This window comes from Paenibacillus sp. 32352, assembly GCF_002042965.1.
In the GTDB taxonomy this organism is placed as follows: Bacteria; Bacillota; Bacilli; order Paenibacillales; family NBRC-103111; genus Paenibacillus_S; species Paenibacillus_S vulneris.
The window spans coordinates 138,335-163,979 of record NZ_MZNT01000014.1 but is presented as its reverse complement, the minus strand read 5'-3'; the positions used below and the strand labels follow the sequence as shown (position 1 = coordinate 163,979).

The following is a 25,645-nucleotide window of genomic DNA, read 5'->3' as shown; positions in this document are numbered from 1 at the left end:
AACCTATCTCTAAACGCGGTCGAGCGTCTTTCAAAGGCCTCGATAGAGTTTTTTTCATTCACTCGTTCTTCTGATTCCCGGGTAGGATAAACGTATGTTCTGTTTGGGACGGAAGCTGCGAAATCTGTCGATAATCAAAGGCCCTTCTATACCTTTATGCCTGTTTTTCCTCCCGGCCTAGTCCTATGCTCCTGTCTTCATAAAATATTATCAAATCTTTCAATCGTTTCGTGATAGAATGCAATTGCAGTTCTATTATTCAAATAATGGAGGTATATGATGAGCAAATCCATGCATTGGAAGGCAACGCTGTTAAAGACGACACTCGCTCTTAGCCTCGCATTTCCGCTGCAATCTTTCTTTATGGATGGGGGGCAGCAGGCTTTTGCCGAAGGGCCTAACGATCCGGCTCCTTTCATCAACGCTAAAGTAGTCAACGAGAACGCTGGTAAAAAGATTTTGTTCGATAACACCCACGGTCAAACGGCCGGCGCGGCGGATTGGGTTATCGACGGAGGCTTTTCCGATTTTGGCAACGCCTTGGCGGATAACGGTTATTATGTGAAGGAGCTTCGGAAGTCCAGCCCTATTACGCTCGAAGACCTGCAAGGCTACGATGTTTTTGTTATAGGGGAAGCCAATGTTCCATACAAGCAGACGGAGCAAGCGGCCATGAAGCAGTATGTTCAAAACGGCGGCAGCATATTCTTCATCGCTGACCATTACAATGCAGACCGGAATAAAAACCGGTGGGACGGATCCGAGGTTATGAACGGCTATCGCCGCGGTGCTTGGGAAGATCCTGCCAAAGGCATGAGCACGGAGGAACGGAATTCCGCTGCTATGCAGGGTGTAGCCAGCTCCGATTGGCTGAATGAAAATTTCGGTGTGAGATTCCGCTATAACGCGCTTGGCGATATCATCACTGATAAGGTAGTCGCACCGGATCAGGCACTCGGTATTACAAAAGGGGTATCTACCGTTGCAATGCATGCAGGCTCAACGATTGAAATTATTGACCCTACGCGGGCCAAAGGGATCGTCTATCTGCCGCAAACCAAGGAAGCATGGCCTAATGCGGTGGATCAGGGCGTATATGCCGGAGGCGGTATCGCCGAAGGTCCGTATGTCGCCATTTCCAAGTCCGGCCTCGGTAAAGCCGCATTTATCGGCGACTCCTCTCCTGTAGAGGATGCTACGCCGAAATATTTGCGGGAGGAAAACGGTCAAAGAAAGACGACCTATGACGGCTTTAAAGAACAAAATGACGGCACTCTGCTCGTGAATATTATCAATTGGCTGAGCAAGAAGGAGAGCTATACGAAGCTGAGCGACGTGAGCGGGCTTCAGCTCGACCAGCCGACGCCATTGCTGCCGTTCGAGGCTCCGGAAGCATCCACTGAGCCTCAGAAGGAGCCATGGGCCGCACCTGATGCCGGATACAAATGGTGGGACCCTTCCACGTTTAAGCCGGGCTCCTACGGCGGTGCAACAGCCGCTCCAACTGCAGCGTACAGCTTCGTGCATCAGGCACAGCTGCCGAATGCACAGCAGTTCCAAATCCGTGTCGTTGCGGATAACCTGCCGGCTTACGGAACGGTATCCGGCTTCAGCGCAGGCATTTATTTAACCGGGGGCACCCAGGTCGCCCAGATTCAAAATGCCGACGGCACTTGGCCGACCGCATATGGCTACAGCTCTGCTTTCAGCATGACCGCCGATGGCTTGGGCCATGCCTACAAGGATCTCACGGTTCGCATTAAGCCTGAAACTACAGGCGCGGCAAGTCTGCGTTTAAGACAAAACGGCAATAACCTCAAGACCGAATCGGTTACCTTGGCGAATGTGCCGGCCGAGCCGCTTCCCGAGGACAAGCCGCCTGTACCTGACCAAATTTCGATAGCGGATGCGCGGAGCAAGGCGGACAATACCCTTGTTACCGTAGAAGGTATCGTGACCACGGAGCCAGGGGCTTTCGGCGGGCAAGCATTCTATCTTCAGGATGGTACCGCCGGAATCTATGTATTCCAAAGCCAAAGCGGCTTCCACCAAGGAGACAAGGTGAAGGTTACCGCTTCGCTTACTCACTATAACTCGGAGCTTGAGCTGGCCTCGCCTGTAGCTATCGCGAAGACCGGTACAGCCGAGCTTCCTACAGTGAAGGCAGCTTCCTCCGTCAATGAGAATAACCAGGGCCAGCTTATTGAGCTGTCCAACGTTACCATTCATAATGTAGTCGCCGCCACTCCGGCGGGTTCCTTTGAATTCGACGCGACGTCCGGCTCAACTACCAACCATGTGCGCGTTGACGGCCGTACAGGGCTCACGCTGGATAAGTTCCCTTATCAGGAGGGGCAAGTTGTAACTGTCCGTGGAGTTGCGGCCATTTTCAAGGATAATTATCAGCTGAAGCCTCGCGGTTTAAGCGATTTTACGGCTGTAGATTCGTCTGCTCCTGTCACAACGGCTGACTTGTCCGGAACGCCGAACAGCAGCGGCTGGTACCGTGAGGATGTGACAGTGACGTTATCCGCAACGGATACCGGAACAGGAGTTGCATCGACCTTGTACAACCCGAACGGCGGAGAATGGACGGGCTATACAGCTCCGGTGACCGTTTCCTCCGAAGGTGACACCCGTCTGCAATATTATTCCGTCGATAACGCCGGAAACAAGGAAGAGGTGCAATCGCTCCTCATTCGTCTCGATAAAACGGCACCGACCGTGCGTCTGACGCAATCGGGCCAAAGCGTTCATAGCATCACCTATGATGAAGCCTTTACCTTCGAGCTGGCTGCAACGGACGGATTGTCCGGCATCGCTTCCCAAAAGCTCCTTCTGGATGGTAAAGAGATTGCCTCCGGTCAATCGCTTCAGGCGAAGCAAGTGGGACTCGGTTCCCATACGGTACAGTACCACGTTGAGGATGCTGCCGGAAATACGGCCGAGCAAAGCTTCAGCTTCGAGATCACGTTCAGCACCAGCTTCTCCGCTGTGCAAGCCTTAATCGATCAGCTGGATAAGAACGGCCAGTTCAAAAATAACGGGGAAGCCAATTCCCTGAAGGCCAAGCTGTCCAATGCGGAAAAACAGTTGGAGAAAGGCCATAAGGATCAAGCCATCAAGCATTTGAACGATCTTCAAGATACGGTGGAGAAGGATGCGGCCAAGGGCAAAATGACGGCTTCCGCCCGAGAGCAGCTGGCTCAGCATCTTGCTTATTTGCTGCAAAACATTTCCCGTTAACCGATTCTTACCTAAAGTCATGTATGGCTGCGGTAGCCGGAACAGCGTCTCTGTTCTGGCTGCCGTTTTTTGCTGGTTTCGGGACTCCTCACATTACCTGAATCGGCTTCGGAGAGGGCCTTACTATGTGGGGCTGAGTTTGTCGAGAAACCTATAGAGCTTGAACTATTGAAAATATACCCCGATGGGGTATGTCCCTCCAGCCGCTATTGAAACCCGCGATTTTGGTTAGAGTTAGCGGTATTTTCACGGGTTTCAAAGGCGGACGTAAATTCCTCCGAGGCATACCCCACCTCCATATGCAGCATAGTCACGTAAAACAAATCCTCGACAGCCTTGTGGGGCTATTTTCATTTAGAGGCACTGTCGCTTAACCTTGCGCCTCCTATGGCAATGCCGGCCAGCAAGCTGACGGTAACAAACAGCGCACCCAGCAGGAACATATCGCTGAGAGCGCCGCTGAACGCCCGCTCAAGCTCCAGCAGCACCGAATCCGGCATTCCGGAACGCACTTCTTGGTTTAATAATAGCTCCGGGTCGGTGAACTGCTGCAGCTGCCCGTACGTCATGGTGCTTCCATGCTCCAGTCTGGCCGCAGTCCCTCTCGTAAGAATCCCGCCCATGATGCTGATGCCAAAGGTGCCGCCGACAGACCTGAAAAACTGGTTGGAGGACGTCGCCGCCCCTCGCCGCTCCCAGCTCACCGCGTGCTGCGCCGCCGTCCCCAAAGCAGGAAAGATCGCGCCAAGCCCCAGTCCGGTAACCACCATATACATCACGAGCTGCACTAGGGTTGTATCGATGCTCATCCGGGAGAACAGCAAGAAGCCGATCAAGGTCATGGTCAAGCTCGCTGCAAGAACGGTTCGGTACGAAACCATCGTCAGCCATCTTCTGGAGCCCATAGTAGTCACTACAGTTGCAAGCATAAGGGGAACCAGAACGTACCCGGTAGCGGAAGGAGATACTCCGATAACTCCCTGTGCGAATAACGGGATGTAAGCGATAGCTCCGAATAGGGCGGCGCTGACGAAAAATCCGGCGATATTGCTGCAGGAGATCGTACGAATTCGAAACAGCTGCAGCGGAATCAACGGCTCCGGAACCTTGAGCTCCACCCGCAGAAAGGCTGCAAGGAGTAAAGCGCCGCCTCCAAATAATCCGAGAATGGCGCCGCTGTTCCAAGCATACATGTTGCCCCCCATGACGAGCGCCAGCAGTAAGGAGACTACAGCGCCGGTAAAGGTCAATGCTCCGAGCCAATCGATCCTTGGTTTGCCCGCTGTTCGCGTCGGTTCTGCGAGAGACCAAGCCAACATAATCCATGCGGCCAATCCGAATGGGAGGTTGATAAAAAAAATCCAGCTCCAGTTCCACTGAACGAGCATTCCTCCTATCACAGGTCCGCCTATACTTGATGCGGCGAACAGCGTACTGAACAATCCCATAAATCGGACCCGCTGCTCGGGAGAGTAAATGTCCGCGATGATCGTGAAGGAAATCGGCATTAGTGCCCCGGCGCCGAGCCCTTGTATTCCTCGAAAGATAATCAGCTGGGGCATCGTCGAAGCGAAGCCGCACCATAGCGACCCTGTCAGAAACAGCAGCAGGCCGAATAAAAAAATACGTTTGCGGCCGAACAGATCGGCCAGCTTCCCGTAGATCGGCATGATGGCTGTTGATGCCAGCATATAGACGGTAAATACCCAGCTATACAGCGAGAGAACGCCTAACTGCCTGGTAATCGTGGGCATTGCAGCTGCCACGATGGTTTGGTCAAGGGAAGACAAGATCAGTCCGATGAGCAGCCCCGCCATGACCCATTTTGAATTCTTTTCCTTCATAGACATCGTTCTCTACCTCCGTTATAATCAACACTGTGTTGTATTTACAATGATGTGTCGATTATATTACCTCTCAGACCGGAAACCGGCAACCAACAATAACAGCCGGGATGCAGCATTTGTAACACTAATCCGGTGAAGTGTTGTATAAAATGATCATGTTAGACAGAAGGAGGATATCATGTCGATGAAGGAAACGACGGATCTTCGGGTTCAGCGCACGCTGCAATGTATTCGGGATGCGCTGATCTCGCTGATGAAGGAGCAGGGCTTTGATCGGACGACGGTTCGGGATATCACGTCTCGTGCGATGATTAACCGAGCTACGTTTTATTTGCATTATGAGGACAAATACGCTTTGTTGAGGAGTCTGGTGGATGGGATGCTGGAGGAGCTGAAGCAGACGATGCAGCTGCCCGACCATTTTTCGGCCCAACAATTGCAGATGAGCACAGAGGTTCCTCCCGTATCCTTTGTCCGGCAGTTTGAGCATTTGGCTGCCCACGCCCCGTTCTATAAAGTAATGCTGGGGCCGAACGGGGTTCCCGGCTTTGCCGGTCGCATGGAGCAAGTGATTCAGGAAGCGCTGTTTGCAAGACAGGCGCTGGCACAGCCTGATGAACGCAGGCTCTCTCTCCCGAGGGAGCTCATAATCCGTTATGCGACGTCGGCTCATATTGGAATTATGAAGCATTGGCTGGAGCATGACATGCCTTATTCGGCCGATTATATGGCTAAGCAATTGAATCGGCTTCATATGCTGGGGCCAACGCAGTTGTCGCTTCCATCGGAGTAGCGAAACATCGGGAACAGCGAAAAGACGAGCCAACGGATGGCTCGTCTTGGAATCAAAGCGGTAATGAATAGCTGCCGCCCAACCTGCCGGGCATGCTATTTCAACGTTGATTAATGAATCCGTCTATTAGTTAACGGTGGGCGTTTCAGGTTTCTTCAGCAGCTGAGTGAACCCTTTGTCCTGAAGATTTCGCAAAAATTGCAGCGCTTCGGCTCTGGTTAACGGATCGCTGCCGCCATACCCCTCCACCGTCGCCGCCGTCTTACCCTCAGAATAGCCGCTGCTGAGCAGGAAACGAATGGCATCCTGGTCATCCGCATAATGCTTGCCGTTCAAGCCCCCGATAATCCGGGCAACTTGAACCCGCTGAATCGCTTGGTCGCGTGAGTCTCCACTAAGGCCTAGCCGGAAATACCGTGCGTACTCATAGAACTTATCGCTCCAGCTGCCGGAATCCGCCTGAGCCTGCAAGTCTTGAACGCTGCCCGGATACATCCGGAACAGCATGGCCAGAAACTCGGCCTCGGTCACTTGTCCGTCGGGGCGGAACGTTCCATCGGAATAGCCGTCGACGACTTGGTACTGCCGGGCCCATTCAATCGAGGCTTTCGCCCAATGCGAGCCGATATCCCGGAAGGAATCCCGGGACTGCACAGGCGGTGAAACCTGGACGACACTGTCTACAGCTGCGGCGGACTTTTCTTTGATATGCACTGTATAGCTGAAATCCTTGCCTCCGAAGCTCGCCGTAATCTTGGCAGAGCCGGCTTTTATCCCTTGAATGATGCCGTTTTGGATCACGACATGATCTGAATCCGACGTGAATTGTACGGATGAGGACACGTCGGTTTTCGTTCCGCTCATGTAGTTGGCCGAAAAGCCGGGAATCTTGATCGTGCCGCCTACTTCGACGGAAGCGGGATAGGAGCCGTTCGGAACCAATGAATCTATGGCATCGCCTTGAGTCGTAAAGCTCCAGGTTTGCTGCTCCTCCGTTGAAGCAGAGCTCTCCATAAGGTTGCTCGCTTGATAACGGACCGTTACCGTATAGGCGGTATTCGGCTTAAGAGGCTCTTTGGGGATGTACAAAATCGCATTCTCATTGCCCGAGTGCTTGGAATCCACCAAATAATAGTCGACCTGATTGCCGGAGGCATCGCTAATTTGTGCGCTCAAGTGACTAAGCTTGCCTCCCGACGTGGTGCTGACGGAGATCGGATAGCCGACCTTGGCCCCGTTTTTGCCGTAATATTGCAGCGGATTAGGGGTTTCATAAGCATGCCAGTAGGAGGGGACCCCGGTCTGGCCGTTGTAAGGATAGTACACAGGTTTATAGTTCTGGGCGTTGTACGTGTACTCCTTGGTACCCGGGTTAATAACGGTATAGCCGTTAGAGACGCCTATCCCAACCTCGCGGAACGATGGCATCAGCAAAATGATCCGGTGAAACGGAGCGTCGATCAGCACCTGGGCCGCTCCTGACGGAGATGTGCCGGTGGAGGCTACGGTCTCGCCGACCCCGCCTGCGGACGCATATCCGAAGGCTTTGGCGCGATCCCAGGGACCGGCGCCGGAGAAGCCCGGTTTGCCCTGTTCCTCGGTGTGCCCCATCTTTTTATCGATCTCCTGATAATTGGCATGGGCCTGGGATGCCTTGTTCAAATTCTCGTTAATAGAAACCGCCGGTACGCCTACGGCCCGTCTAAGTTTATTTATGAGCTCCAGCGAGGCTTGACGATGTGTGGAAAGCCGGGACATATCGATTCCGGAGTACACGTCGAGGGTAGAGGTAGGTACGACAGGCTCGTTGACCACCGGGTTGCTGACCGTTGTCTGCTGCTGTTGCTTCTGCTCCTGCGGCGTGATGTTCTCGACTGTAACCGGAATGGAGGCAGTCAAATCGTTGTAACGGATCGTCAACACGGTGGTCCCTGGACCTACGGCCGTGACGACTCCGCGGGAATTGACGGTGGCCACCTTCGTATCGGTTATCGAATAGGTGCATAATGCCGACACTTCGGCGGATACGCCCGGCTCGCCGAGCGCATAGTAGTAGGTTGTATAGACCGTATTTAACGTCATGGTCATCTCGGAGACCCCGGGCGAGAGCCGGGTATATTTGGGCGTTTGATAGGTTGCCCCTGTTACCGATGAGGCTTCTGCTATGTAAGCACCGCCGGGAAGAGCCGGCAGAGGAATCTGTGACAGCAATACGGCAGCCACAAGCGGTTTGACAAAAGGCTTCAGCATGACATAATCCTCCAGTTATTGAATGTTGTCCTACTACTATTCGCTACTGGAGAACTAATCCCTTCCAAAATTCGACAGATACTTTGCGAAATTTGGTTATAAGGTCCTAGTTAGGATCAGGAGGATCTGCGATATTCGCTGGGAGACTGCTTTTTCAGTTTTTTGAACATTTTGGAAAATAACAGCTGGTCCTTATAGCCTACGGAATAAGCGATCTCACCGATGGACAGCGAAGGATTGCTCATTAACTCGCATGCTTTGCTGATTCGAAAATGGATCAGGTAATCTTGCGGAGTCAGCCCTGTGGCGGCCTTAAACAGCTTGGACATGTATTTGCGCTCCAGTCCGATCCAATCCGCTATTTCACTGATCGTGATAGCTTGGGAATAATTGTTGTGAACGAATTCGATGGCTTTTTTGACATACAAGTCCTGCGTGTTGTCCTGCTTGGCTTCAGGGTGCTTGCACTCGGCCTCTTCAATCAGTACGGATAAAAAGCCGTATAAAGCGCTTAACATTCGGGTATCGCGGGTACTGCTCATTTTGCTGGCTTCGTAAACCTGCTGAAAGCAGGCTTCAAGCGCTTCCCTCCGGGTGCAATGGAAGACGGGATGCTCCACAGATAAATGGGCCCGGCGTAAGTACAGCTCGGCGTTCAGCCCGTTAAAGGCGATCCAGGAGTAGGTCCACGGGTCCTGATCATCGGCGCGGTAGTAGGCTACGGCATCAGGAGTCAGCAGGAAGACGTCTCCCGAGCCCAAACGGTAGGTATGGTCACCGGCACGGTAAATGCCTTGGCCGCTATGGACATACAATATTTTGTAATGGTCCTTCAGCGCCGGTCCCCAGGAGTGCCCCGGCGAGCAGTGCTCGAATCCGGAATAAAAAAGTTTTAATTCTATAGTGCGGATCGAGCGGTCGGAATGAAATCTGTAGTCGTGATAGCCCATATGCAGCCTCCGTCGTAAGGTACGATGTTTACTGTGAGACATTATACCATATAAAGAACTCATGCTGACATATGGAATGCTTGTCCCCCGATATAGAATGGAAGTAGGCTGGACGATTGTATGAAGGGAGCTGTCTCTTCGTCAGACAGGCTGTGAACGATGAGTTTTTTTGACACAAGATAGGATATCCTGCAGTTAAGGAGTCCCCCGATCAAGGAACAAGCATTTCTCATAGAACTCTAAAGGAGGAGAAACAATGAGCTATATCCCTAGCAATGAAAGATACGAAACGATGGTATACAACCGATGCGGCACATCCGGACTCATGCTTCCGGCCGTATCCCTGGGTCTTTGGCATAACTTCGGAGGCCACGATTCTTACGAGAACGGCAGAGCTATGGTACGACGTGCGTTCGACCTGGGCATCACGCACTTTGACCTGGCGAACAACTACGGGCCGCCTCCGGGAAGCGCGGAGGAAAACTTCGGCAAAATGCTGCAGGCCGACTTTGCCGGTTACCGCGATGAAATGATTATTTCCACTAAAGCGGGCTACCGCATGTGGCCTGGACCTTACGGAGATTTCGGATCGAAGAAATACATCGTGTCCAGTCTTGATCAAAGCTTGAAGCGGATGAATCTGGATTATGTCGATATCTTCTATCATCACCGTCCGGATGCCAACACGCCGTTGGAAGAGACGATGGGAGCGCTGGATCTGCTGGTGCGTCAAGGGAAGGCGCTGTATGTCGGGATCTCCAATTACAGGGCGGACCGTGCGAAGGAAGCAATCGCGATTCTGAAGAGCATGGGAACTCCGGTGGTCATCCATCAGCCTAGATATTCCATGCTGGATCGCTGGGTCGAGGACGGCCTGCTGGATGTGCTGGAGGAGCAAGGAGTGGGCAGCATCGCGTATTCGCCTCTGTTCAAAGGCATCTTGACGGACCGCTATTTGAACGGCATTCCGAAGGATTCCCGTGCCGCAGGCTCCAGCGTATTCCTCAAGCCGGAGGAATTAACGGATGAAATGCTAGGCAAAGTCCGTCGTCTTGACGAGCTGGCTAAGCAGCGCGGGCAAAAGCTGTCGCAAATGGCTATTGCGTGGGTATTGAGGGGCGGTCGAGTGACCTCCGCATTGATCGGCGCGAGCAAGGTGAGCCAGATTGAAGATGCGGTGGCGGGCTTAAGCAACCTGAGCTTCAGCGAAGAGGAGCTTGCCGCTATCGAGAGCATCCTGAAAGGGTAGCTGGCGAATATTTGTAATGATTTTACAAATCGAGTGTGCTATACTGAATCAAATGAATAGTTCACGATGATGAAGAAGAGTAGACGAAGCTAAAGACTTCAGAGAGCGGATGGGTGGTGCGAATCCGTGTCGGTGCAGCGTTGAATGGGCTTCGGAGTGCGGATCTGAAGGCTTACGGCCGGTAGGTGAAGCGGATGTCTCACCGTTAGAAGAGACAGGGTATCGAGGAAGAGCTCTCGAAAAAGGGCTGCTGCGCCTCCGTACCTGTAGAGCGAGTCTGCTTAGAGGCAGGCTAATGAAGGTGGTACCGCGAATTCAACTTCGTCCTTTTTAGGACGAAGTTTTTTTGTTGTTCTCACTGTTTCAGAAACGGGCAGCATCGATGCGATGCCGGTTCATCTATATTTTTTAAAGGGGGTGATGGCCATGGAAGACGGCTGGTGGTGGCGCAGTAACGATCAATTATTAAACAACTACCATTATGTAACTTTGAGGAGGATGTTCCATGAAAGAACGTGTATTAACAGGAGATCGCATTACCGGCAAGCTGCACCTTGGCCATTACGTCGGAAGCTTGAAAAATCGGGTGGAGCTGCAGCATCAATATGAAACCTTTATTTTGCTTGCGGATGTGCAGGCATTGACGACGCATTTTGACAACCCGCAGCTGATCCGGGACAACCTGAGGAATGTAGCGATGGATTATCTCGCCGTAGGCATTGATCCAGAGAAGGCGACCCTGTTCGTTCAATCGATGATTCCGGAAATCGCCGAGCTGACCGTCTACTTCTCGATGTTCGTCACAGTCAACTCGCTGCGGCATAATCCCACGATTAAGACGGAGGCGAACGAACGCGGGTACAAGGATATGTATTACGGCTTTCTGGGTTATCCGGTCAGTCAGTCGGCGGATATCGCGTTTTGTAAAGCGACATTAATTCCTGTCGGCGAAGACCAAATCCCGCACATCGAGCAGACGCGCAAAATTGTACGGCGCTTTAACGATTTGTACGCCCCGGTGCTTGTCGAGCCGAGAGCCCTCGTAGGGGAGCGGCTGGATGGCTTGGACGGAAACAGCAAGATGAGCAAGAGTCTTGGCAACGCAATCTATCTCGATTCGTCGAAGGCGGAGCTGACGGACAAGATCAAGAAGGCGAAAACCGACCCGAGCCGCATCCACAAGCAGGACCCGGGGCATCCGGAGATTTGCCCGATGTATGGCTATCATGCCGCATTCCGTCCGGAGGGCAAGGAGGAGATCCGCGAGAGCTGCTCCAAGGGCCGCATCGGCTGCGCCGATTGCAAGAAGCTGATCATCTCTGCGATGAACGAGCTCTTGGAGCCGATTCGGGAGCGCAGGCAGCAGGCGGCCGCCAAGCCGGGCTTCATAGATGAGATGCTGATGGCGGGAACGGAGAAGGCGCGGGCTGTAGCTAAGGAAACGATGCTGGAGGTCCGTGAAGCGATGGGTATCCAGTATTTCAAATGATTGCCAAATATAGATAGATGGGATTATAATCAAACCTGCAATTGAACACTTCTCTTATCCAGAGTTCGGCGGAGGGACTGGCCCGATGAAGCCGCGGCAACCGGCTTGTCAAGAGCAAGCACGGTGCAAATTCCTGCGAGGCGATGACTGCCTCGATAGATGAGAGGGAAGGAAACCGTCGAATCGACATTAGCCCCCTTTCATTGGAAGGGGGTTCTTCGTTGTACATGAATTCAAAGGAGAGAGTTCTATGTCTATTCGAGTCAGAGTGGCCTGCATTGGCGTAAGGGAGAGCAGTATTGTGTTGATGAAGAAACGAATCCGCTCCTATTTCAATTACAATCAGCTGACCCCGCCGGGCGGAGGGGTGGAGCTGCATGAAACGTTAGAGCAGGCTTGTATTCGCGAAATGAGGGAAGAGACGGGTCTCACCATATCGGATCCTAAGCTGCGGGGGATCGTATCGTATATCAATCATACGAATAAGGATCATGCCGTCACTATGTTCTTTGTCAGCACATGCTTGGAAGGGGAGCTAGCCGTGCTGGAGCCGGAGAAGCATGTCCCCGAATGGGTGGAACTGTCCACGTTGTCTACCGATGAACGGGTCCCTGATTATTACAGAGCGATGATAGCCCGCAGCTTGACCGATACCGGTGTTTTTAATGCGACGATAGAATGGCTACAGCCGGACGGACGATTCCGATGCACGCTTCCATGAGCAGGTTGTCTCCAATTCCTGGTTGAAGCCTTCTCCAGCCACGTCATCGGCTTCGGTAAAGACGATAAAAGCATGGGGGTCCAAGGCCTGTACAAGTAGCTTTAGCTTGCGCGCTTTATCGGCCGCCAGTACAACCATCATGATCACGCGGTGATCGTCGGTGTATCCTCCGGTGCCGGACAGCTTGGTCATGCCGCGGTCCAAATCCTCCAGCACGGCCTTGCTGAGCGCCTGTTCGTACTCCCGGGATGTAATGATATAGGCGACCTTGGAGCTTTTTTGCAGCTTCAGCACCATGTCCATGGCCTTGCGTGTCACGAATACACTGACCAGCGCGTACAAAGCCTTCTCCGGGGCCAGCAGTATTCCTGCGGAGATGACGACCACGGAGTCCATCGCCATGATGGCCTGACTAGGCTTGACGCCAAGCCACTTGTGAAGCATTTGCGCCACCAGTGTAAAGCCTCCCGTATTGCCATGGGCCCGAAAGACGATGCCGAGTCCCACTCCCGTCATTGCGCCGCCATAGATGGCGGCCAGCAGGGGGTTATCGGTCAGCGGTCGCAAGGAATGCGTGAGCAGCACGAAGAATGGCATCAGGATCGAGCCGGTCACGGAGGCGGCAAGGGAACGAAGGCCCAGAATGAACGCGCTGAGCAGCAGAAGGAGAACGCTGCCTGCCCACAAAATCATCATAGAGTCCGTATTCCACAGGCTTCCCAGCAGAATGGAGGCGCCCGACAAGCCGCCGGAGGCGATATGGTTCGGGTTCAGGAACCAGTTGAAGCCGAGCGCGACGACGAGCGTACCCGCCGCTATCATGCTGTATCGTTGAAGCTTGCGCATCATCCTATCCTCCTTTATTCCGTTTTTTGAGGATTATAAGACGGAATAGAAATCCGCGCAAGAATTCCCATTAATGCTAAAATGCTAAGCTGCATCGGCGCTTTCACGATGGATTCCTTTATCGCAGCGGGGCGGCGGAGCGGGTTCGTCCCGGGGTGTTCAACTTGCATGAGGCCGAGGCGGGCACCACTGCGCCGCCAGGCGGCCGATCGAGTTCGGCGGTCCGCAGCAAGGTTCGCACCAGAGGCTATACAGGCACCTCTTTACTCCCCCGTTCCATCGGAGACTGGCATAACGGGCAAGCCTTGTTCTCGAGCTTGCTTTCCTTAGCGCTGCTGATCCGCGCCCAAGCGGGGCAGCTGCCGCTGGTGCAGATCCACGCGGGGACCGTGTGAAGCTTCCTCGGAGAGGAGGCATGCTCCTCCTTCGGCTTCGGCGCATAGCTGCGGCTCGTAACGCCGGCACCGGAGGCCGACTGTGCCGTCGAAGAGGAGGCTCCCGCCGTCCGCACGGCACCGCCAGGGGCCGATGAAGCCTCTGTGAACGGCGCCAATATAAAGCGCGACACGTTCGCCTTCTTGCCGCGGTAATACGCAGGGGAGCTCACGATGAGCTCCTCCTTGGCCCGGGTTATCGCTACATAGGCAAGCCGCCGTTCTTCCTCCAGGGCGGCCAAGGCTTCCTCTTGGATTTGCTGCCTCGTTCTCTTGTCCCCCTTCGTTACGGCGCCTGCCTCCACCGCCGAGCTGTGGGGCAGTATGCCCTCGGATAACCCTATGGCAAAGACGACGGGGAATTCGAGCCCCTTGGCCTTATGGATGGTCATTAAGGTGACCGTATCGGCGCCGGGATTGCCGCGCATCTGCTCCATGGCCTGATGCATCTCGGTCATGTGATCGATATGCTTCACGAATTCCTCAACCGTGTTGAATCGTTTGGCCGATGCCTCCAGCTCATCCAGCGTCTCCTTCAGCAGCTCCTTATGCGGAGTCAACGTCCGCCCGTCGGCGGTCTCCAGGAAAACGTCGTAGAACCTGCGGCGAATTTCCTGAATGGCCTCCAGAGGCTTCATATCGGCAAGGACCCGGATCAGCTCGATGCGCTCCTTGACCTTTTCCTTCTGATAATCCTTCAAATCAGGGAAGGTCATCAGATGAATCATCGGTCCCTTCTTGGGCTGGATGCCTTCGCGATGAAGAATGTAATCCATGCATTTGTCGCGGCTCAAATACAGCGTCTGCAGAATGCCCGCCAGTGCCTCAAAGTCACGGCGGTTCAAGCCGAGCCGCAAATGATCAATGACCGGTCTGACCATCCACTGGTCGTAGAACACATCGACGCTTCCGTAGTGAACGAACGGAATGCCTTGAATGACGAGCTCCTCCAGCATCGCCCGGCTGCTGCTTGCCGTTCGGTACAGGATGGCAAAGTCGCTGTAGGTGCGGATTCCTTGCTCCACGTCCTGCCGGATACGGCCCAGTACGGCCTGAGCCTCCTCATCCGTGTCTCCCGGCCGTATATATTGGGGAAGCGTCGGGCTTTGCCTCGTTGCCTGCAGCGTCTTGCTCTTGCGCCGCGTATTGTGCCGAATCACTTCATTGCCTAATCCGACGATGCTCGAGGTCGAACGGTAATTGATATCGAGCGTGATCGTTCTGGCTCCCGGATATTCCTTATGAAATTGAAGGATGAATTCGTGGTTCGCGCCCTGGAACGTGTAGATCGTCTGGTCGTCGTCTCCGACCACCATCAGATGGTTGTGCGGAGCCGCGATCATGCGAACGAGCTCGTACTGCAGCTTGTTGGTGTCCTGAAATTCGTCGTTCATGATATATCGGAAACGATTTTGCAGCGACGACAGAAGGGAGGGAGATTCCTTCAGCAGCTGATGCGCATAAACCAAAATATCATCGAAATCCATCTTGTTATTAGAGACCTTCCACTGCTCATATTGCAGGAAGATGCGCTTCAGGTTGGCTTCGTCGGGTGTGCGCTCAGGCAAATCGTTCAGGTCGGTCATATTCATTTTGTACGCAGAGAGCGCGGAGAGCACGGTCTCGGGCTCATAATCATCTTGAAGCCCGCGTTCGCGCAGCAATCGCTTCAATACAATATGCTGGTAGCGCGTCTCGCTGAATATCTCCTGCGTGTAGCCCTGCTTGCGCAGCAGCAGCAGGAAGAAGGAATGGAACGTACGCGCCTGTACCTCCTGGGCCATTCGGCTTGTGATCCCCGGCAGCTGTGCAATCCGCTGCTTCATCTCCGCAGCCGCTTTGCTCGAGAAGGTAACAAGCAGAATATGAGCCGGCTGCACATGGCGGACGGAGAGCAGGTAGCCTGTGCGCGCCACCAGCACGGAGGTTTTACCCGATCCGGCGCCGGCGAGCGTCAGGATGGGGCCTTCAAAATGCCGCACCGCCTGAATTTGCCGGGCGTTCAGGGCGATGCCGCGGCTCTCCAGAGCGCGGAAATAAAAAGCATCCGACTCATCATCGGATACCAGGTCCTTGCTTGTCTTGGCCGGAGCGATTGCGGCAAAAGGGACTTTCTTGCTGTTTGCGCCGAATGGCCTTTTATAGTAAACGGGGTTCATCATTTAGAATCGTATCCTTTATGTATCGTCATTTTTGCATCGTCCATGTCCGGTTATACCAAACATACGTACTTATGTGAGTGTACATGAAATGAGCAGAAAGAACAATTCACTATGAAGGATTTTCCTGAATAAGGAACCGGGAATAAGGGCTTCAAGACTAGTATTCTATGGTGATAGCCGGAATGCCGATAGTAATCCGGTTCTGATGCGTTATGGAGCTGCGGTGGACGGCGACCTGAAGATTCATCTCCTGCTTGCCGTTGTTAATATGCTCCTTAAATTTGGGAGAATAATAAGTTACGCTGGTGCTGCCTGCATCTTCGTACTGCTCTACCTTGTGAGCCTCGAGCCGCTTCTGCACCCAATCATGCAAAGGGGAAGCGTCGATAGAGTATTCCTCTGATGCATTGCCCTGGATCATGACGTTCCATTGCGGCTTGATATGCAGGGCAGCGAGGCTGTCTGCCAGTCTCTGCTGGACTGATTGGATGACGGTGAAGCCTTCAGGCTGTGTCGTCTGGGCCGATACCACCAGCTCGGACGTGCCGTCCGGGAAACCGATCCACAGCAGGGTCTCCTCTACACCGTTCGCAGCATCCTGAGAAGCTGTTTTATACAACAGGTGGTCCGTCTCCTTGGTGATGTCTGAAGTTACGGGTAGTCCTAGACGCTGGCTGATCTGCTGACCGATTTGTACAAATTGCATTTCGCTAGAATAGGATTGATAAGGCCCTGCATGCTTAACGATCATTTTTTGCTCCGACCCCATAAACTTCTCCGATAAAGGCATCAGCAGCTCAAAGCTGTTATCCGCCTTCGCGGCGGCCCCTGCACCCCAAGCACCCGCTATGCAGCTTACGGCAACCAGACAACCTATTACATAACCCAGCCATCGACGATTCATTCTGCGCACCTCTTTCCTGCCAATCTATCAATCTAGCAGCTCTACTAGAAAGGATGCACCAAAACAGCCGGTTTTAAACCTGAGCGGCATCGGGTTTGCTCCAATTTGTTCCACCGGGGTCATTTTCAGCTGATTTTAAGTTTAGACCTTTACAATATGTTCATAATCTAGGTACACGGTACTTGGTGGAAAAAAATAAAGGAGTGAAGGAAAGGTGAAGCTTAAACGAAAAGCCCGGAGCCAAACCAAAGCGACAGTCATCCGTAACCGGACTCTACAGTACGGCCTAATCCTGACTATGCTCGCGATCATACCGATACTGCTTGTTTTTGGGGTGGAGCTTCTTCAGAGGGGTTCCTTTCAGGAAACATGGGCCTGGATGGTGCAAAATGATAAGCTGGTGCTGATGAACGCCCTGATCAATCTGTTCGTGCTGGTTTTCTTTTACAGCCTGTTCGGAGCTATGATGCCGGGGGCCACGGTGACCGCGCTGCTGCTGTTTATTATGGCTCTGATTACTTATTTTAAAACGAAGCTGATCGGGGAGCCGTTCTTCCCTTGGGATATATTCCTGAAAAAAGAAAGCATGAATATCCTTCCGCTGGTTACCGGACCGGCGGCAATCAAGCGTCTGTCTCTGGTAGGGGGCATCGTCGTCTTGATGATCGCTCTATGCTTCGTATGGCCGCGGCTCAAATTACGCAGCGGAAGCCGCATCGTCCTGGGCCTGCTGTCCCTGTTTGCGCTGTATTCCTTCGGTGTAAGAACGCAGTGGGCCAGCCACATGATGGATAAGATGGGTGTTAGCGAAATCGTCTGGAATCAGCAGGAAAATTACAGCAACAACGGGATGGCGCTGGCCTTTACCATGAATGTGAAAAATGCCATTGTCCCTAAACCCGAGGGATACGGGGAACCGGCTATGGCTGCGTTGGCCCAAAATTTGGCGAACCAAAGCCAGGTGAAGACGGCATCCGCCAAGAAAGCAACGGCAGATCCGTTTAACGGCAAGCAGCCGAACGTTATTTTTATTATGAACGAAGCGTTCTGGGACCCGACCCTGCTTCCCAATGTAACCTACAGCGAAGATCCGGTTCCAACGATTCATAAGCTGCAAAAGGAATCGACCTCCGGTTACTTGTTGTCGCCGCAATTCGGCGGGGGAACGAGCAATGTAGAGTACGAGGTGCTGACAGGACAATCCATGAGCTTCCTTCCCGACGGCTCGGTGCCTTATCAGCAGTACATTAATAAACCGGTGCCCAGCTTGGCCAGCTATTTTGAATCCAATGGCTACAAAAGCATGGGGATCCACTCGTACGAGGGATGGTTCTGGAACCGCGAGAATGTATACAAGCAGCTCGGATTCGAGAGCTTTATGAGCAAGGATCAATTCCAAAATCCGGAATACAAGGGCCTGTTTATCTCGGATGATGAAGTGTCCCGGAATATTATCAAGCAGGTGGATGAGACCGATAAACCTATGTTCATTTATGCAGTGACCATGCAAAACCACGGTCCTTATGACGATAACCGGTATGGGGAAACATCGATTAAGGCGGAAGGCAATTTGACCGATTCTGCACGTTCTATACTGGAAACTTATACCCAAGGCGCACATGATGCCGATCAAAGCTTGCAAATGCTCATCGACCACTTCCAGCAATCCGATGAACCGACCGTCATTGTGTTCTATGGCGATCACCTGCCGATGCTCGGAATGGATTACGACGTGTATAAGCAGGGCGGAATGATTGGCAACGGCTCGTGGTCGTTGGAGGATAACAAAAAAATGCACAGCGTTCCGTTCGTAATGTGGTCTAACGTCGATTTGCCGAAGGAGCAGGTGCCTGTCTTGAGCGATTCCTTCCTGGGGACGTACGTATTAGATAAATTGGGGATGGAGAAGCCGGCTACTCTTGCTTTGAATGAAAGCTTGATGGGGCAAACGCCGGGTCTGCTTCGCAACCTAGTTGTCGATGCCAACGGAGGTCTGCATCAAAATGTGCCGGACGAAGCTCAGGCAACCGTCAATGAGTACCGGGATTTTCAATATGATCAATTGTTCGGTAAGCAATATTTGGCCAAATATATCGATCAGGATTACTTGACCAAAGAAGCCCTGCCGAATTACAACGAAGAGTTTGCGATTCCTTCCGGCACGGAGGACCCGAGCAGCAAAAAAGGTTACTAGCCTAAAATAAAAAGCACTAACCTCTGCGGTTAGTGCTTTTTTTGGCGTTATTTCGCCAAGAAAAGTCCGGCGGCTAACGGCACAAGGTTAATAGGTTTTATGGTGATTCACTAAAGTGGGGAGCATCTTGGTATTTTTGACCATTCCCGAATGGCAAATCGGGCAGGAAGGGACCTCTTCCAAAGCAAAATTTTCCCTCATCCAGCAGGAGCATCCTTCGTTACTGCACATCCACACAGATGTCTGTTCTTCTTGAACTGGTTCCATAGCTTTCTTCGAGAAATACAATGTAACCCCTCCTTTGGTTTGTGCGTTTGAGCGTTCCTCATGTGAATGACCGGATGGTCTTGGAACGGGGAGGAAACACCGGAATCGTCACAGAAAGCCGACGGGACCGAATTTCCGTATGTACCGTAGAGATGCTTGCAGCGGTTCAAGGCTGTGTTACTGAAAAAGAACTGCCCGCTTGCGGGGGCAGTTCTCCCTTCCAAGTTGCAAACCTTACAGTTTTACAACATTCTCAGCTTGTGGTCCGCGGTTGCCTTGAACAACATTGAATTGTACACGTTGTCCTTCGTCAAGGGATTTGTATCCATCCCCAGTAATTGCGCTAAAGTGTACGAATACATCTTTACCGCCTTCAACCTCGATGAAGCCAAATCCTTTTTCCGCGTTAAACCATTTCACTGTTCCTGTTTCCATCTTCTAAAACCCTCCAATAAATTGTAACTAATATTTGTATGAATAAAAAAATTCACACATTAGAAAGAGCACCCTATAGTGGAAGTGATAACCTTTCTAATATGTGAATTATTGTCTCCTTTTATTCCAATAATTTATTATACCATATTCTTATGCAGAACAACAGTCCTTTAGAATAGGTATCGAAAGAATATTTTCCATCCATATGCCTTTAGCAAGCGTAAGCTTCTATTTTGGGCGGTCTCCCGTCCTTTTTTCAATGAACGAAGTTTCAAGCGCCAGAACTCCATAGCGCTCCGTTGCCTATTGTAACCAGAAAGCGGGGTTTTAATTCTTATTGGGGTAAAAAGGACTGAGTGAACGCAGCGATGGATTGTTGAGAAGCTGTAAAGCTTGAAAAATGGTGAGGCTTTTCAACAAGCCTAGGAGCGTGCATCCGCAGTCCTTTTTGTATGGGGAGGCGGTCATAAAAACATAGGGATTCGTCCAAGCATACGGAACATAGGATAGTATTAGGTTATCCATAGGCCCTCTTGGTCATAAGCGGTCTAAGAAAGGCGGGTGAAGGGGCGATGATAGTTCTTGTCAGCGGCACGCCGGACGTGGAGTCGTTAACCGATGCGGAAAGAATGATTTATCGGGAAAAGGACAGGAGCAGACGCACGTATACGTATGATTCATGGAATTCATTATTGTTCGAGCTGCAGGTAAGAGCCGCCATCATGGAGGCTGCCGCGGCTATGAACAGCAGCGAGGTATCGTTTTCCTCCTTTAAGCAGTCGCGCTGCAACGAGCGATTCTGGGAACGCAAGGAGAACGGAGCGTTTCTGCAAAGAAATGACGTCCGATCGAGTGCGGCGATTCGGGATATTTTTGAGAACGGAAGCTTGTACGCATTTGAATGTGCAACTGCCATTATTATCTTGTTATATAAAGCGGTGCTGGATATTATCGGCGATGAGAAATTCGATAGGCTGTTCAATCATTTGTATTTGTATTCGTGGAACTACGACCATGATCTGCGGTTGATTACGCTGGAGCATGGTGCGGAAGCGTTCGGAGGGGATATCCAGTATTTCAAGAATCCCGACGTCAACCCGGAATGGATAGAATGGCAGGGGGAAAATGTGATCAAGATGGGGGCGGGGCTTTATTACGGTCACGGAATCGGGATCAGAACGGGCAGGGAGATTATTGAAAAGCTGAACAGGGTTCGAATTCCCGGCAGCACGGTTTCTGCCTATTTGATGGATGAAGTTACGTTCCCGGACTTTGCTTATTTGCAGAAAATCGTAATGGGCAGTAACCCGGTGAACCCGTCGGCATCCTCTTTGTCGACGATACCGACGGTATTCGGACAGGTGGTTGCGACCATTGGAGGACGCAGCTTTGTTAAGAAGATGCAGGCTTGAATGCGGATAGCTGCTCTTCATACCATGCCCAGCCTGTGCCAACATGCTCCGGCTTATGGGAGTCCGACCCGTAAATACAAGGAATGCCCTGCTTCAAGCACTCCTGAATAAACCACTCAGGCGCATAAGGCTTGCCGCAAGTAGCAACGCGCAGTCCGGCTGTGTTCACGTCAATGCCGACGCCTGCCTTGGCCAGCTTCGGAATGATGGATCGCAATCGGCGCTCGATCTGGCTTGGGTCGAATTCGGGGAGCGCTTGGCTGAATTTCTCGATAAGGTTGATATGCCCAAGCCGCTTGCGCATAGGAAGGCGTGCTGCCCACTCAATTGCCTCTTCCACATGATTGTAGTACTCATCCACTACGCTTTCCATTGAACCGTAATAAGCCAACAGGCCGCTGCGAAAATCATCGGCTGTAAAGTCTATGCAGCGGATGCCCCCGATGCCGGGCAAATAATGAACGGAATAAACAACATCCTCCAGCTCCGACTGCCATCGATCGACCATACGCTCCGTATAGGACAGCTGACCGGGTAAATAATCGATTTCAAGCCCTACGGCAATCTCGATTTTCCCGTTGTACAGCTGTTTTATTTGTTGGGCATAGGCGATATACAGAGGCAGCTCCTCTTCAGGCATAGCCAGCTCCCGGAATAAGGTTTCATCGGCAATCCAGCCCTGCGGCAGCGGCGGATGCTCGCTGATCGTGTAGCGCTCGAAGCCGAGCTCGATGGCTCTATCGATATATTCTTCCTGCGGTGCGCTGCTGCCATGATAGCAAAAGCGCGTATGGGTATGACCGTCCCATTTTAAGATGCTCATTCTAATTTCGGCTCCTTCCCGCTTATCAAGTTTAAGCATAACCCAAAAGTAACACTACTAGGTATTTATTGTAAAGAGCGGTTTCACCCTTATAGCATCCTCGAAATTGTTAGGCAACTATTAGACTTTCTCATACAAAGCACAAAGGTTTTCAATAATAATTCTAAACATTGTATGGTATATTCCTTCACAAGAGATGATGTCTATTATTTCAGGGGGTTTCGTATGAGAATGACCATAGGCAAAAAACTGATGATTTCATATGCGGTCATTTTACTTATTATGGGTGTAATGGGAGCTATGGATTTGTCCAATATGCGGGTATTGCAAAGCAATACGAGAGAGATTGCCCAAAACTGGCTGGTCGGAACACAAATAGCTAATAAGGTAAGCTATGCCAAGGAGCATATTTTTGTCCTTTATTATCAAATGCTTACGGAGCCGGATCCGGCTAAAAAAGCAGAGATCAATAACCAGATCGCGGAAACGTTCAAAGACATCGACCAAGGGCTGGTCGATTATGAAGCATCCATTGCCGACGAGCAGGACCGGGCCAATCTGAATGAATTGAAGGCTCGTTGGGATGCGTTCAAGGAGCTTAACAATCGCCAAAAGGCCGGGGGAAAAGGGATGGAGCAAGCCTCAGCCGAAGTATCCAAGGCATTTTCGGATGTGCAGGACAGCATTTCCGTCATTGTAAGCTATAACCAAAAAGGCGCGGACCAGGCTCAGCAGGAAAGCGAGGCTTTGTACCGGAGAAGCGTTATCGAGTTTGCAGCGCTTATTGTACTTGCGTTCTTCCTGGTTGCCTTGATCGGTTACCTAGCGACACGAATCATCTCCAGGCCGATGGCGGAAGCATCGGAGGCATTGGTCCGTATATCCCGCGGGGATTTAACGGGACAAGAGCTCATCAGTAAATCCAAGGATGAACTGGGGACATTAATTGGTGCTGTGAATACCGTGTCGAACTCTTTGAAGGAATCCGTGCTTCAAATGCAGCAAACCTCTCACCTTGTTGCCGCTTCAGCCCAACAGCTGTCGGCCAGCTCGGAGGAGAATGCCGCTGCATCGGAGCATGTCGCGCAATCGGTTCAGAATGTGGCTTCCGGTTCGGAAGATCAGGCGCAAAGCGCTTCGGAATGTGCAAGAGCAATGGATGAGATGTCCATAGGCATCCAGAGAATAGCGGAATCCACTTCGGAAATATCGGAAATTACTATGGAAGCGTCTCATGAGGCTGAGCAGGGAGCTGCCGTCCTCCAGGAGGCTTCGTCCAAAATCCATTCCATCAGCACGGCTGTGAACCAAACCGGGGAAGTCATCCGGAAGCTGGAGGAGCAATCCCACAGCATTAATCGCATTTCGCTGTTCATAGGCGAGATTGCCAGACAGACGAATCTGCTGTCCCTCAATGCGGCTATTGAAGCCGCAAGGGCGGGGGAGCATGGCCGGGGCTTTGCCGTGGTTGCCGATGAAATCCGCAAGCTGGCAGCCCAAACGGCGGAGTCCATCGACGAGATCAACCTCGTGATCGACGGCATCAGAGAAGGCACCGGACAGGCTGTTGTCAGTATGAATTCCGGGATGGCGGAGGTGGAGGGTGGACTGCAAGCGATGTCTCAAGCAGAGGAAACCTTCGCCCGGATCGTCCACTCAGCCTTGGAAGTAAACCGCCGCGTTCAAGAGACGGCGGCGGCCGCGGAGCAAATGTCCGCAAGCACCGAGGAGGTAACCGCCGCTATAACGAATATGGGCCATATCGCCGGGCAGACCTCGGGTCTCGCTCAAACCGTAGCAGCAACAACCGAGGAGCAGCTGGCCTCCATCCAGGAAATAACATCGTCCGCGACGATGCTGTCCGGCATCTCGGATGATCTGCATCAGCTTGTCATTAAATTCCGTGTGAATCCTTGATCGAAGCGGCTTCCCTTGGTAAAAGGGAGGCTGTTTCTTTTTGTCCAAAAGCTGTACGAAGGGAATCCGCATGAATGGAAGGCATCGTGGCGACCCTATGGAGGATTGCGAACGCTGCAAGACGTTGAGGCTATTTTACGCTTATACCTTCATAACCTTAGGAGTGAACAGCGCATGAGTCATACTGAACAACACATGACGGCGGAAGAGACGATCCGAAGCCGCCGGTCCGTTCGGCAATTTCAACCGGGTGTTTCAATTCCCGAAGCGGAGTTAAATGAAATCCTGTCGCTTGCCGCCAGTGCCCCCTCTTCATGGAACCTGCAGCACTGGCGTTTTTTGGTGGTTACCGAGCAAGCCAACAAAGAACGATTGCTTCCGATTACTTATAACCAAAAGCAAACCGTCGATGCTTCCGCCGTCGTCGTGGTGTTGGGGGATCTTCAGGCCAATCTGGTTGCTCCTACCGTGTACGGGCAGGCGACCGAGCAAATCCGTGATTTGATGCTCGGACAAATTAACAGTGCTTATGAGAACAATCCTGTCCTGGCCCGTGACGAAGCGATACGCAATGCATCGCTGGCCGCTATGCAGCTGATGCTCGCAGCCAAAGCCAAAGGCTACGATACGGTACCGATGGGCGGATATGACCGGGATGCTCTGATAAAAGAACTGAACATTCCGGATCGCTACGTTCCGGTGATGGTGATTCCAATTGGGAAAGCAGCCGTTCCAGGCCGTCCGACCGATCGGCTCCCTCTGGAGCAGCAAGTGATTCGCGAAAGCTTCTAATATTGAGTTGAGGAGGGGCCCTTTATGCAAAAAGGGCTCTTTTTTTCATTTCACATACCGGTGCGTCGAATGAAGAAAATTGATATGACAAATGGCAGTAAGCACTGTCCCTCGCGGAACAGTGCTCCTTGAACCTCATTGATCAGAACGATTTGGCCAGTGCGACAGCTTTATCGATTGCTTCCTGCTTTATGGCTGCTGCGCGGTCTGGATATTGGTTGTGTCCTTCAATAAATAAACCTTGAAAATCCTTAATTCCGAAAAATTGCATGATAGCGGCCAGATGGCGATGTCCCATCTCTATATCCGACATCGGAGGAGTGGAATACACGCCGCCGCGCGCTTGGATATGCAGCGCTTTTTTCGTTGGAAGCAGCCCTACCGGCCCCTCTGGCGTGTACTTGAATGTCTTCCCTGCCACACAAACGGCATCGATGTAAGCTTTCATGATCGGAGGGTAAGAGAAGTTCCACATAGGCGTAATGAATACATATTTATCCGCGGCGACAAATTGGTCAACAAGCTCATTTAACCGGCTGACCTTGGACTTCTCTTCCGCAGACAAGGTGCTCAGCTCCTTGCCGGAACGGAGCTTGCCCCAGCCGCTGAATACGTCGGCGTCAATGTGAGGGATATGGGCCTTATACAAATCCAGATGAATGACTTCATCTTGCGGGTTGGCTTCGCGGTAGGCTTGAACGAAAGCATTCCCGGCCGCCATGCTGAAGGACTGGGTCTCATCGTTAGGGTGCGCGATAATATGAAGTAAAGTAGCCATGATGTCATCTCGTCCTTTTCTAAGCTTTTTATGCGAGGCAGATCTCCGTCCAATCGCACACATACAATTTGCCCATTCCGCATAGCGAATATGTTGAATAAGGGTTGGAGAATCAAGCCATGAAGCACGACGTCCT

General features: G+C 52.1%; 19 protein-coding genes, 1 riboswitch and 1 other annotated feature. Of the genes, 9 read left to right on the top strand and 10 right to left on the bottom strand.

What is annotated here, in order from left to right; all coding sequences use genetic code 11:
- The first annotated feature begins 279 nt into the window (after positions 1-279).
- Complete coding sequence (locus B1728_RS27940; protein WP_256865540.1) at positions 280-3,246, top strand: OmpL47-type beta-barrel domain-containing protein; 2,967 nt, start codon at positions 280-282, stop codon at positions 3,244-3,246.
- A 350-nt stretch (positions 3,247-3,596) separates the two neighbouring features.
- On the opposite strand, the gene B1728_RS27935 is transcribed toward B1728_RS27940, so the two are convergent.
- Positions 3,597-5,096 carry an MDR family MFS transporter gene (locus B1728_RS27935; RefSeq protein WP_079913713.1) on the bottom strand — a complete coding sequence of 500 codons (1,500 nt, stop codon included), beginning with the start codon at positions 5,094-5,096 and terminating at the stop codon, positions 3,597-3,599.
- Positions 5,097-5,271: 175 nt separating this feature from the next.
- Between B1728_RS27935 and B1728_RS27930 the strand changes: the two genes are divergently transcribed.
- Positions 5,272-5,886: a TetR/AcrR family transcriptional regulator gene (locus tag B1728_RS27930; protein WP_079913712.1), complete on the top strand. Its 615-nt coding sequence runs from the start codon at positions 5,272-5,274 to the stop codon at positions 5,884-5,886.
- 126 nt (positions 5,887-6,012) lie between these two features.
- Here the strand turns inward: B1728_RS27930 and B1728_RS27925 are convergent, their stop codons facing one another.
- Together B1728_RS27925 and B1728_RS27920 are read right to left on the bottom strand one after the other, a co-directional pair.
- Positions 6,013-8,136, bottom strand: a complete 2,124-nt coding sequence (locus B1728_RS27925) for an S-layer homology domain-containing protein (protein WP_079913711.1) — start codon at positions 8,134-8,136, stop codon at positions 6,013-6,015.
- A gap of 116 nt (positions 8,137-8,252) precedes the next feature.
- Positions 8,253-9,086 (bottom strand): AraC family transcriptional regulator, encoded by an 834-nt coding sequence (locus B1728_RS27920; protein WP_079913710.1) that lies wholly within the window; start codon positions 9,084-9,086, stop codon positions 8,253-8,255.
- A gap of 256 nt (positions 9,087-9,342) precedes the next feature.
- Here B1728_RS27920 and mgrA point away from each other — a divergent pair, with 256 nt between their 5' ends.
- The 3 genes from mgrA (at position 9,343) to B1728_RS27905 (ending at position 12,545) form a co-directional block, all read left to right on the top strand.
- Entirely contained in the window at positions 9,343-10,335 is a 993-nt protein-coding gene (gene mgrA, locus B1728_RS27915; protein WP_079913709.1) for an L-glyceraldehyde 3-phosphate reductase, read from the top strand.
- A gap of 57 nt (positions 10,336-10,392) precedes the next feature.
- Positions 10,393-10,667: a binding site (T-box leader), on the top strand.
- Between the two features lie 173 nt (positions 10,668-10,840).
- Positions 10,841-11,824, top strand: coding sequence for a tryptophan--tRNA ligase (trpS, locus tag B1728_RS27910; protein ID WP_079913708.1), 984 nt, complete (start codon positions 10,841-10,843; stop codon positions 11,822-11,824).
- A 51-nt stretch (positions 11,825-11,875) separates the two neighbouring features.
- A riboswitch (SAM riboswitch) is annotated at positions 11,876-11,990 on the top strand.
- 84 nt (positions 11,991-12,074) lie between these two features.
- Positions 12,075-12,545, top strand: a complete 471-nt coding sequence (locus tag B1728_RS27905; protein ID WP_079913707.1) for an NUDIX domain-containing protein — start codon at positions 12,075-12,077, stop codon at positions 12,543-12,545.
- Here B1728_RS27905 and B1728_RS27900 read toward each other — a convergent pair.
- The 3 genes from B1728_RS27900 to B1728_RS27890 all read right to left on the bottom strand — a co-directional run bounded on the left by B1728_RS27900 (position 12,507) and on the right by B1728_RS27890 (position 16,891).
- Positions 12,507-13,394: a YitT family protein gene (locus tag B1728_RS27900; RefSeq protein ID WP_079913706.1), complete on the bottom strand. Its 888-nt coding sequence runs from the start codon at positions 13,392-13,394 to the stop codon at positions 12,507-12,509. The two genes, B1728_RS27905 and B1728_RS27900, sit on opposite strands and share 39 nt — an antisense overlap.
- A gap of 244 nt (positions 13,395-13,638) precedes the next feature.
- Positions 13,639-15,987, bottom strand: coding sequence for a UvrD-helicase domain-containing protein (locus B1728_RS27895; RefSeq protein ID WP_079913705.1), 2,349 nt, complete (start codon positions 15,985-15,987; stop codon positions 13,639-13,641).
- A gap of 157 nt (positions 15,988-16,144) precedes the next feature.
- Positions 16,145-16,891 (bottom strand): YwmB family TATA-box binding protein, encoded by a 747-nt coding sequence (locus B1728_RS27890; RefSeq protein WP_079913704.1) that lies wholly within the window; start codon positions 16,889-16,891, stop codon positions 16,145-16,147.
- 214 nt (positions 16,892-17,105) lie between these two features.
- Between B1728_RS27890 and B1728_RS27885 the strand changes: the two genes are divergently transcribed.
- Positions 17,106-19,085: an LTA synthase family protein gene (locus B1728_RS27885; RefSeq protein ID WP_256865539.1), complete on the top strand. Its 1,980-nt coding sequence runs from the start codon at positions 17,106-17,108 to the stop codon at positions 19,083-19,085.
- A gap of 87 nt (positions 19,086-19,172) precedes the next feature.
- Here B1728_RS27885 and B1728_RS27880 read toward each other — a convergent pair whose 3' ends face one another.
- Both B1728_RS27880 and B1728_RS27875 read right to left on the bottom strand, forming a co-directional pair.
- A complete protein-coding gene (locus B1728_RS27880) occupies positions 19,173-19,373 on the bottom strand; it encodes a cold-shock protein (protein WP_079913703.1) in 201 nt (66 codons plus the stop codon).
- Positions 19,374-19,586: 213 nt separating this feature from the next.
- Positions 19,587-19,787: a cold-shock protein gene (locus B1728_RS27875; protein WP_028549128.1), complete on the bottom strand. Its 201-nt coding sequence runs from the start codon at positions 19,785-19,787 to the stop codon at positions 19,587-19,589.
- Between the two features lie 572 nt (positions 19,788-20,359).
- On the opposite strand from B1728_RS27875, the gene B1728_RS27870 reads away from it, so the two are divergent.
- Complete coding sequence (locus B1728_RS27870; protein ID WP_079913702.1) at positions 20,360-21,199, top strand: protein-glutamine gamma-glutamyltransferase; 840 nt, start codon at positions 20,360-20,362, stop codon at positions 21,197-21,199.
- Here the strand turns inward: B1728_RS27870 and hisJ are convergent.
- Positions 21,180-22,022, bottom strand: a complete 843-nt coding sequence (gene hisJ / locus B1728_RS27865; protein WP_079913701.1) for a histidinol-phosphatase HisJ — start codon at positions 22,020-22,022, stop codon at positions 21,180-21,182. The genes B1728_RS27870 and hisJ overlap by 20 nt on opposite strands.
- Before the next feature lie 225 nt (positions 22,023-22,247).
- Here hisJ and B1728_RS27860 point away from each other — a divergent pair, with 225 nt between their 5' ends.
- Both B1728_RS27860 and B1728_RS27855 read left to right on the top strand, forming a co-directional pair.
- Positions 22,248-23,939: a methyl-accepting chemotaxis protein gene (locus B1728_RS27860; RefSeq protein ID WP_179136235.1), complete on the top strand. Its 1,692-nt coding sequence runs from the start codon at positions 22,248-22,250 to the stop codon at positions 23,937-23,939.
- Between the two features lie 174 nt (positions 23,940-24,113).
- Positions 24,114-24,731 carry a nitroreductase family protein gene (locus B1728_RS27855; protein ID WP_079913699.1) on the top strand — a complete coding sequence of 206 codons (618 nt, stop codon included), beginning with the start codon at positions 24,114-24,116 and terminating at the stop codon, positions 24,729-24,731.
- Positions 24,732-24,873: 142 nt separating this feature from the next.
- On the opposite strand, the gene B1728_RS27850 is transcribed toward B1728_RS27855, so the two are convergent.
- Positions 24,874-25,509, bottom strand: coding sequence for an FMN-dependent NADH-azoreductase (locus tag B1728_RS27850; protein ID WP_079913698.1), 636 nt, complete (start codon positions 25,507-25,509; stop codon positions 24,874-24,876).
- Between the last annotated feature and the right edge of the window lie 136 nt (positions 25,510-25,645).

Bases quoted from the DNA above. Each gene is read 5' to 3' on its own strand.
- hisJ (WP_079913701.1), bottom strand. From the start codon at position 22,022: ATGAGCATCTTAAAATGGGACGGTCATACCCATACGCGCTTTTGCTAT.
- B1728_RS27940 (WP_256865540.1), top strand. From the start codon at position 280: ATGAGCAAATCCATGCATTGGAAGGCAACGCTGTTAAAGACGACACTC.
- trpS (WP_079913708.1), top strand. From the start codon at position 10,841: ATGAAAGAACGTGTATTAACAGGAGATCGCATTACCGGCAAGCTGCAC.
- B1728_RS27850 (WP_079913698.1), bottom strand. From the start codon at position 25,509: ATGGCTACTTTACTTCATATTATCGCGCACCCTAACGATGAGACCCAG.
- B1728_RS27920 (WP_079913710.1), bottom strand. From the start codon at position 9,086: ATGGGCTATCACGACTACAGATTTCATTCCGACCGCTCGATCCGCACT.
- B1728_RS27930 (WP_079913712.1), top strand. From the start codon at position 5,272: ATGTCGATGAAGGAAACGACGGATCTTCGGGTTCAGCGCACGCTGCAA.
- B1728_RS27905 (WP_079913707.1), top strand. From the start codon at position 12,075: ATGTCTATTCGAGTCAGAGTGGCCTGCATTGGCGTAAGGGAGAGCAGT.
- B1728_RS27895 (WP_079913705.1), bottom strand. From the start codon at position 15,987: ATGATGAACCCCGTTTACTATAAAAGGCCATTCGGCGCAAACAGCAAG.
- B1728_RS27860 (WP_179136235.1), top strand. From the start codon at position 22,248: ATGAGAATGACCATAGGCAAAAAACTGATGATTTCATATGCGGTCATT.
- B1728_RS27855 (WP_079913699.1), top strand. From the start codon at position 24,114: ATGAGTCATACTGAACAACACATGACGGCGGAAGAGACGATCCGAAGC.
- B1728_RS27890 (WP_079913704.1), bottom strand. From the start codon at position 16,891: ATGAATCGTCGATGGCTGGGTTATGTAATAGGTTGTCTGGTTGCCGTA.
- B1728_RS27925 (WP_079913711.1), bottom strand. From the start codon at position 8,136: ATGCTGAAGCCTTTTGTCAAACCGCTTGTGGCTGCCGTATTGCTGTCA.
- mgrA (WP_079913709.1), top strand. From the start codon at position 9,343: ATGAGCTATATCCCTAGCAATGAAAGATACGAAACGATGGTATACAAC.
- B1728_RS27935 (WP_079913713.1), bottom strand. From the start codon at position 5,096: ATGTCTATGAAGGAAAAGAATTCAAAATGGGTCATGGCGGGGCTGCTC.
- B1728_RS27870 (WP_079913702.1), top strand. From the start codon at position 20,360: ATGATAGTTCTTGTCAGCGGCACGCCGGACGTGGAGTCGTTAACCGAT.
- B1728_RS27900 (WP_079913706.1), bottom strand. From the start codon at position 13,394: ATGATGCGCAAGCTTCAACGATACAGCATGATAGCGGCGGGTACGCTC.
- B1728_RS27875 (WP_028549128.1), bottom strand. From the start codon at position 19,787: ATGGAAACAGGAACAGTGAAATGGTTTAACGCGGAAAAAGGATTTGGC.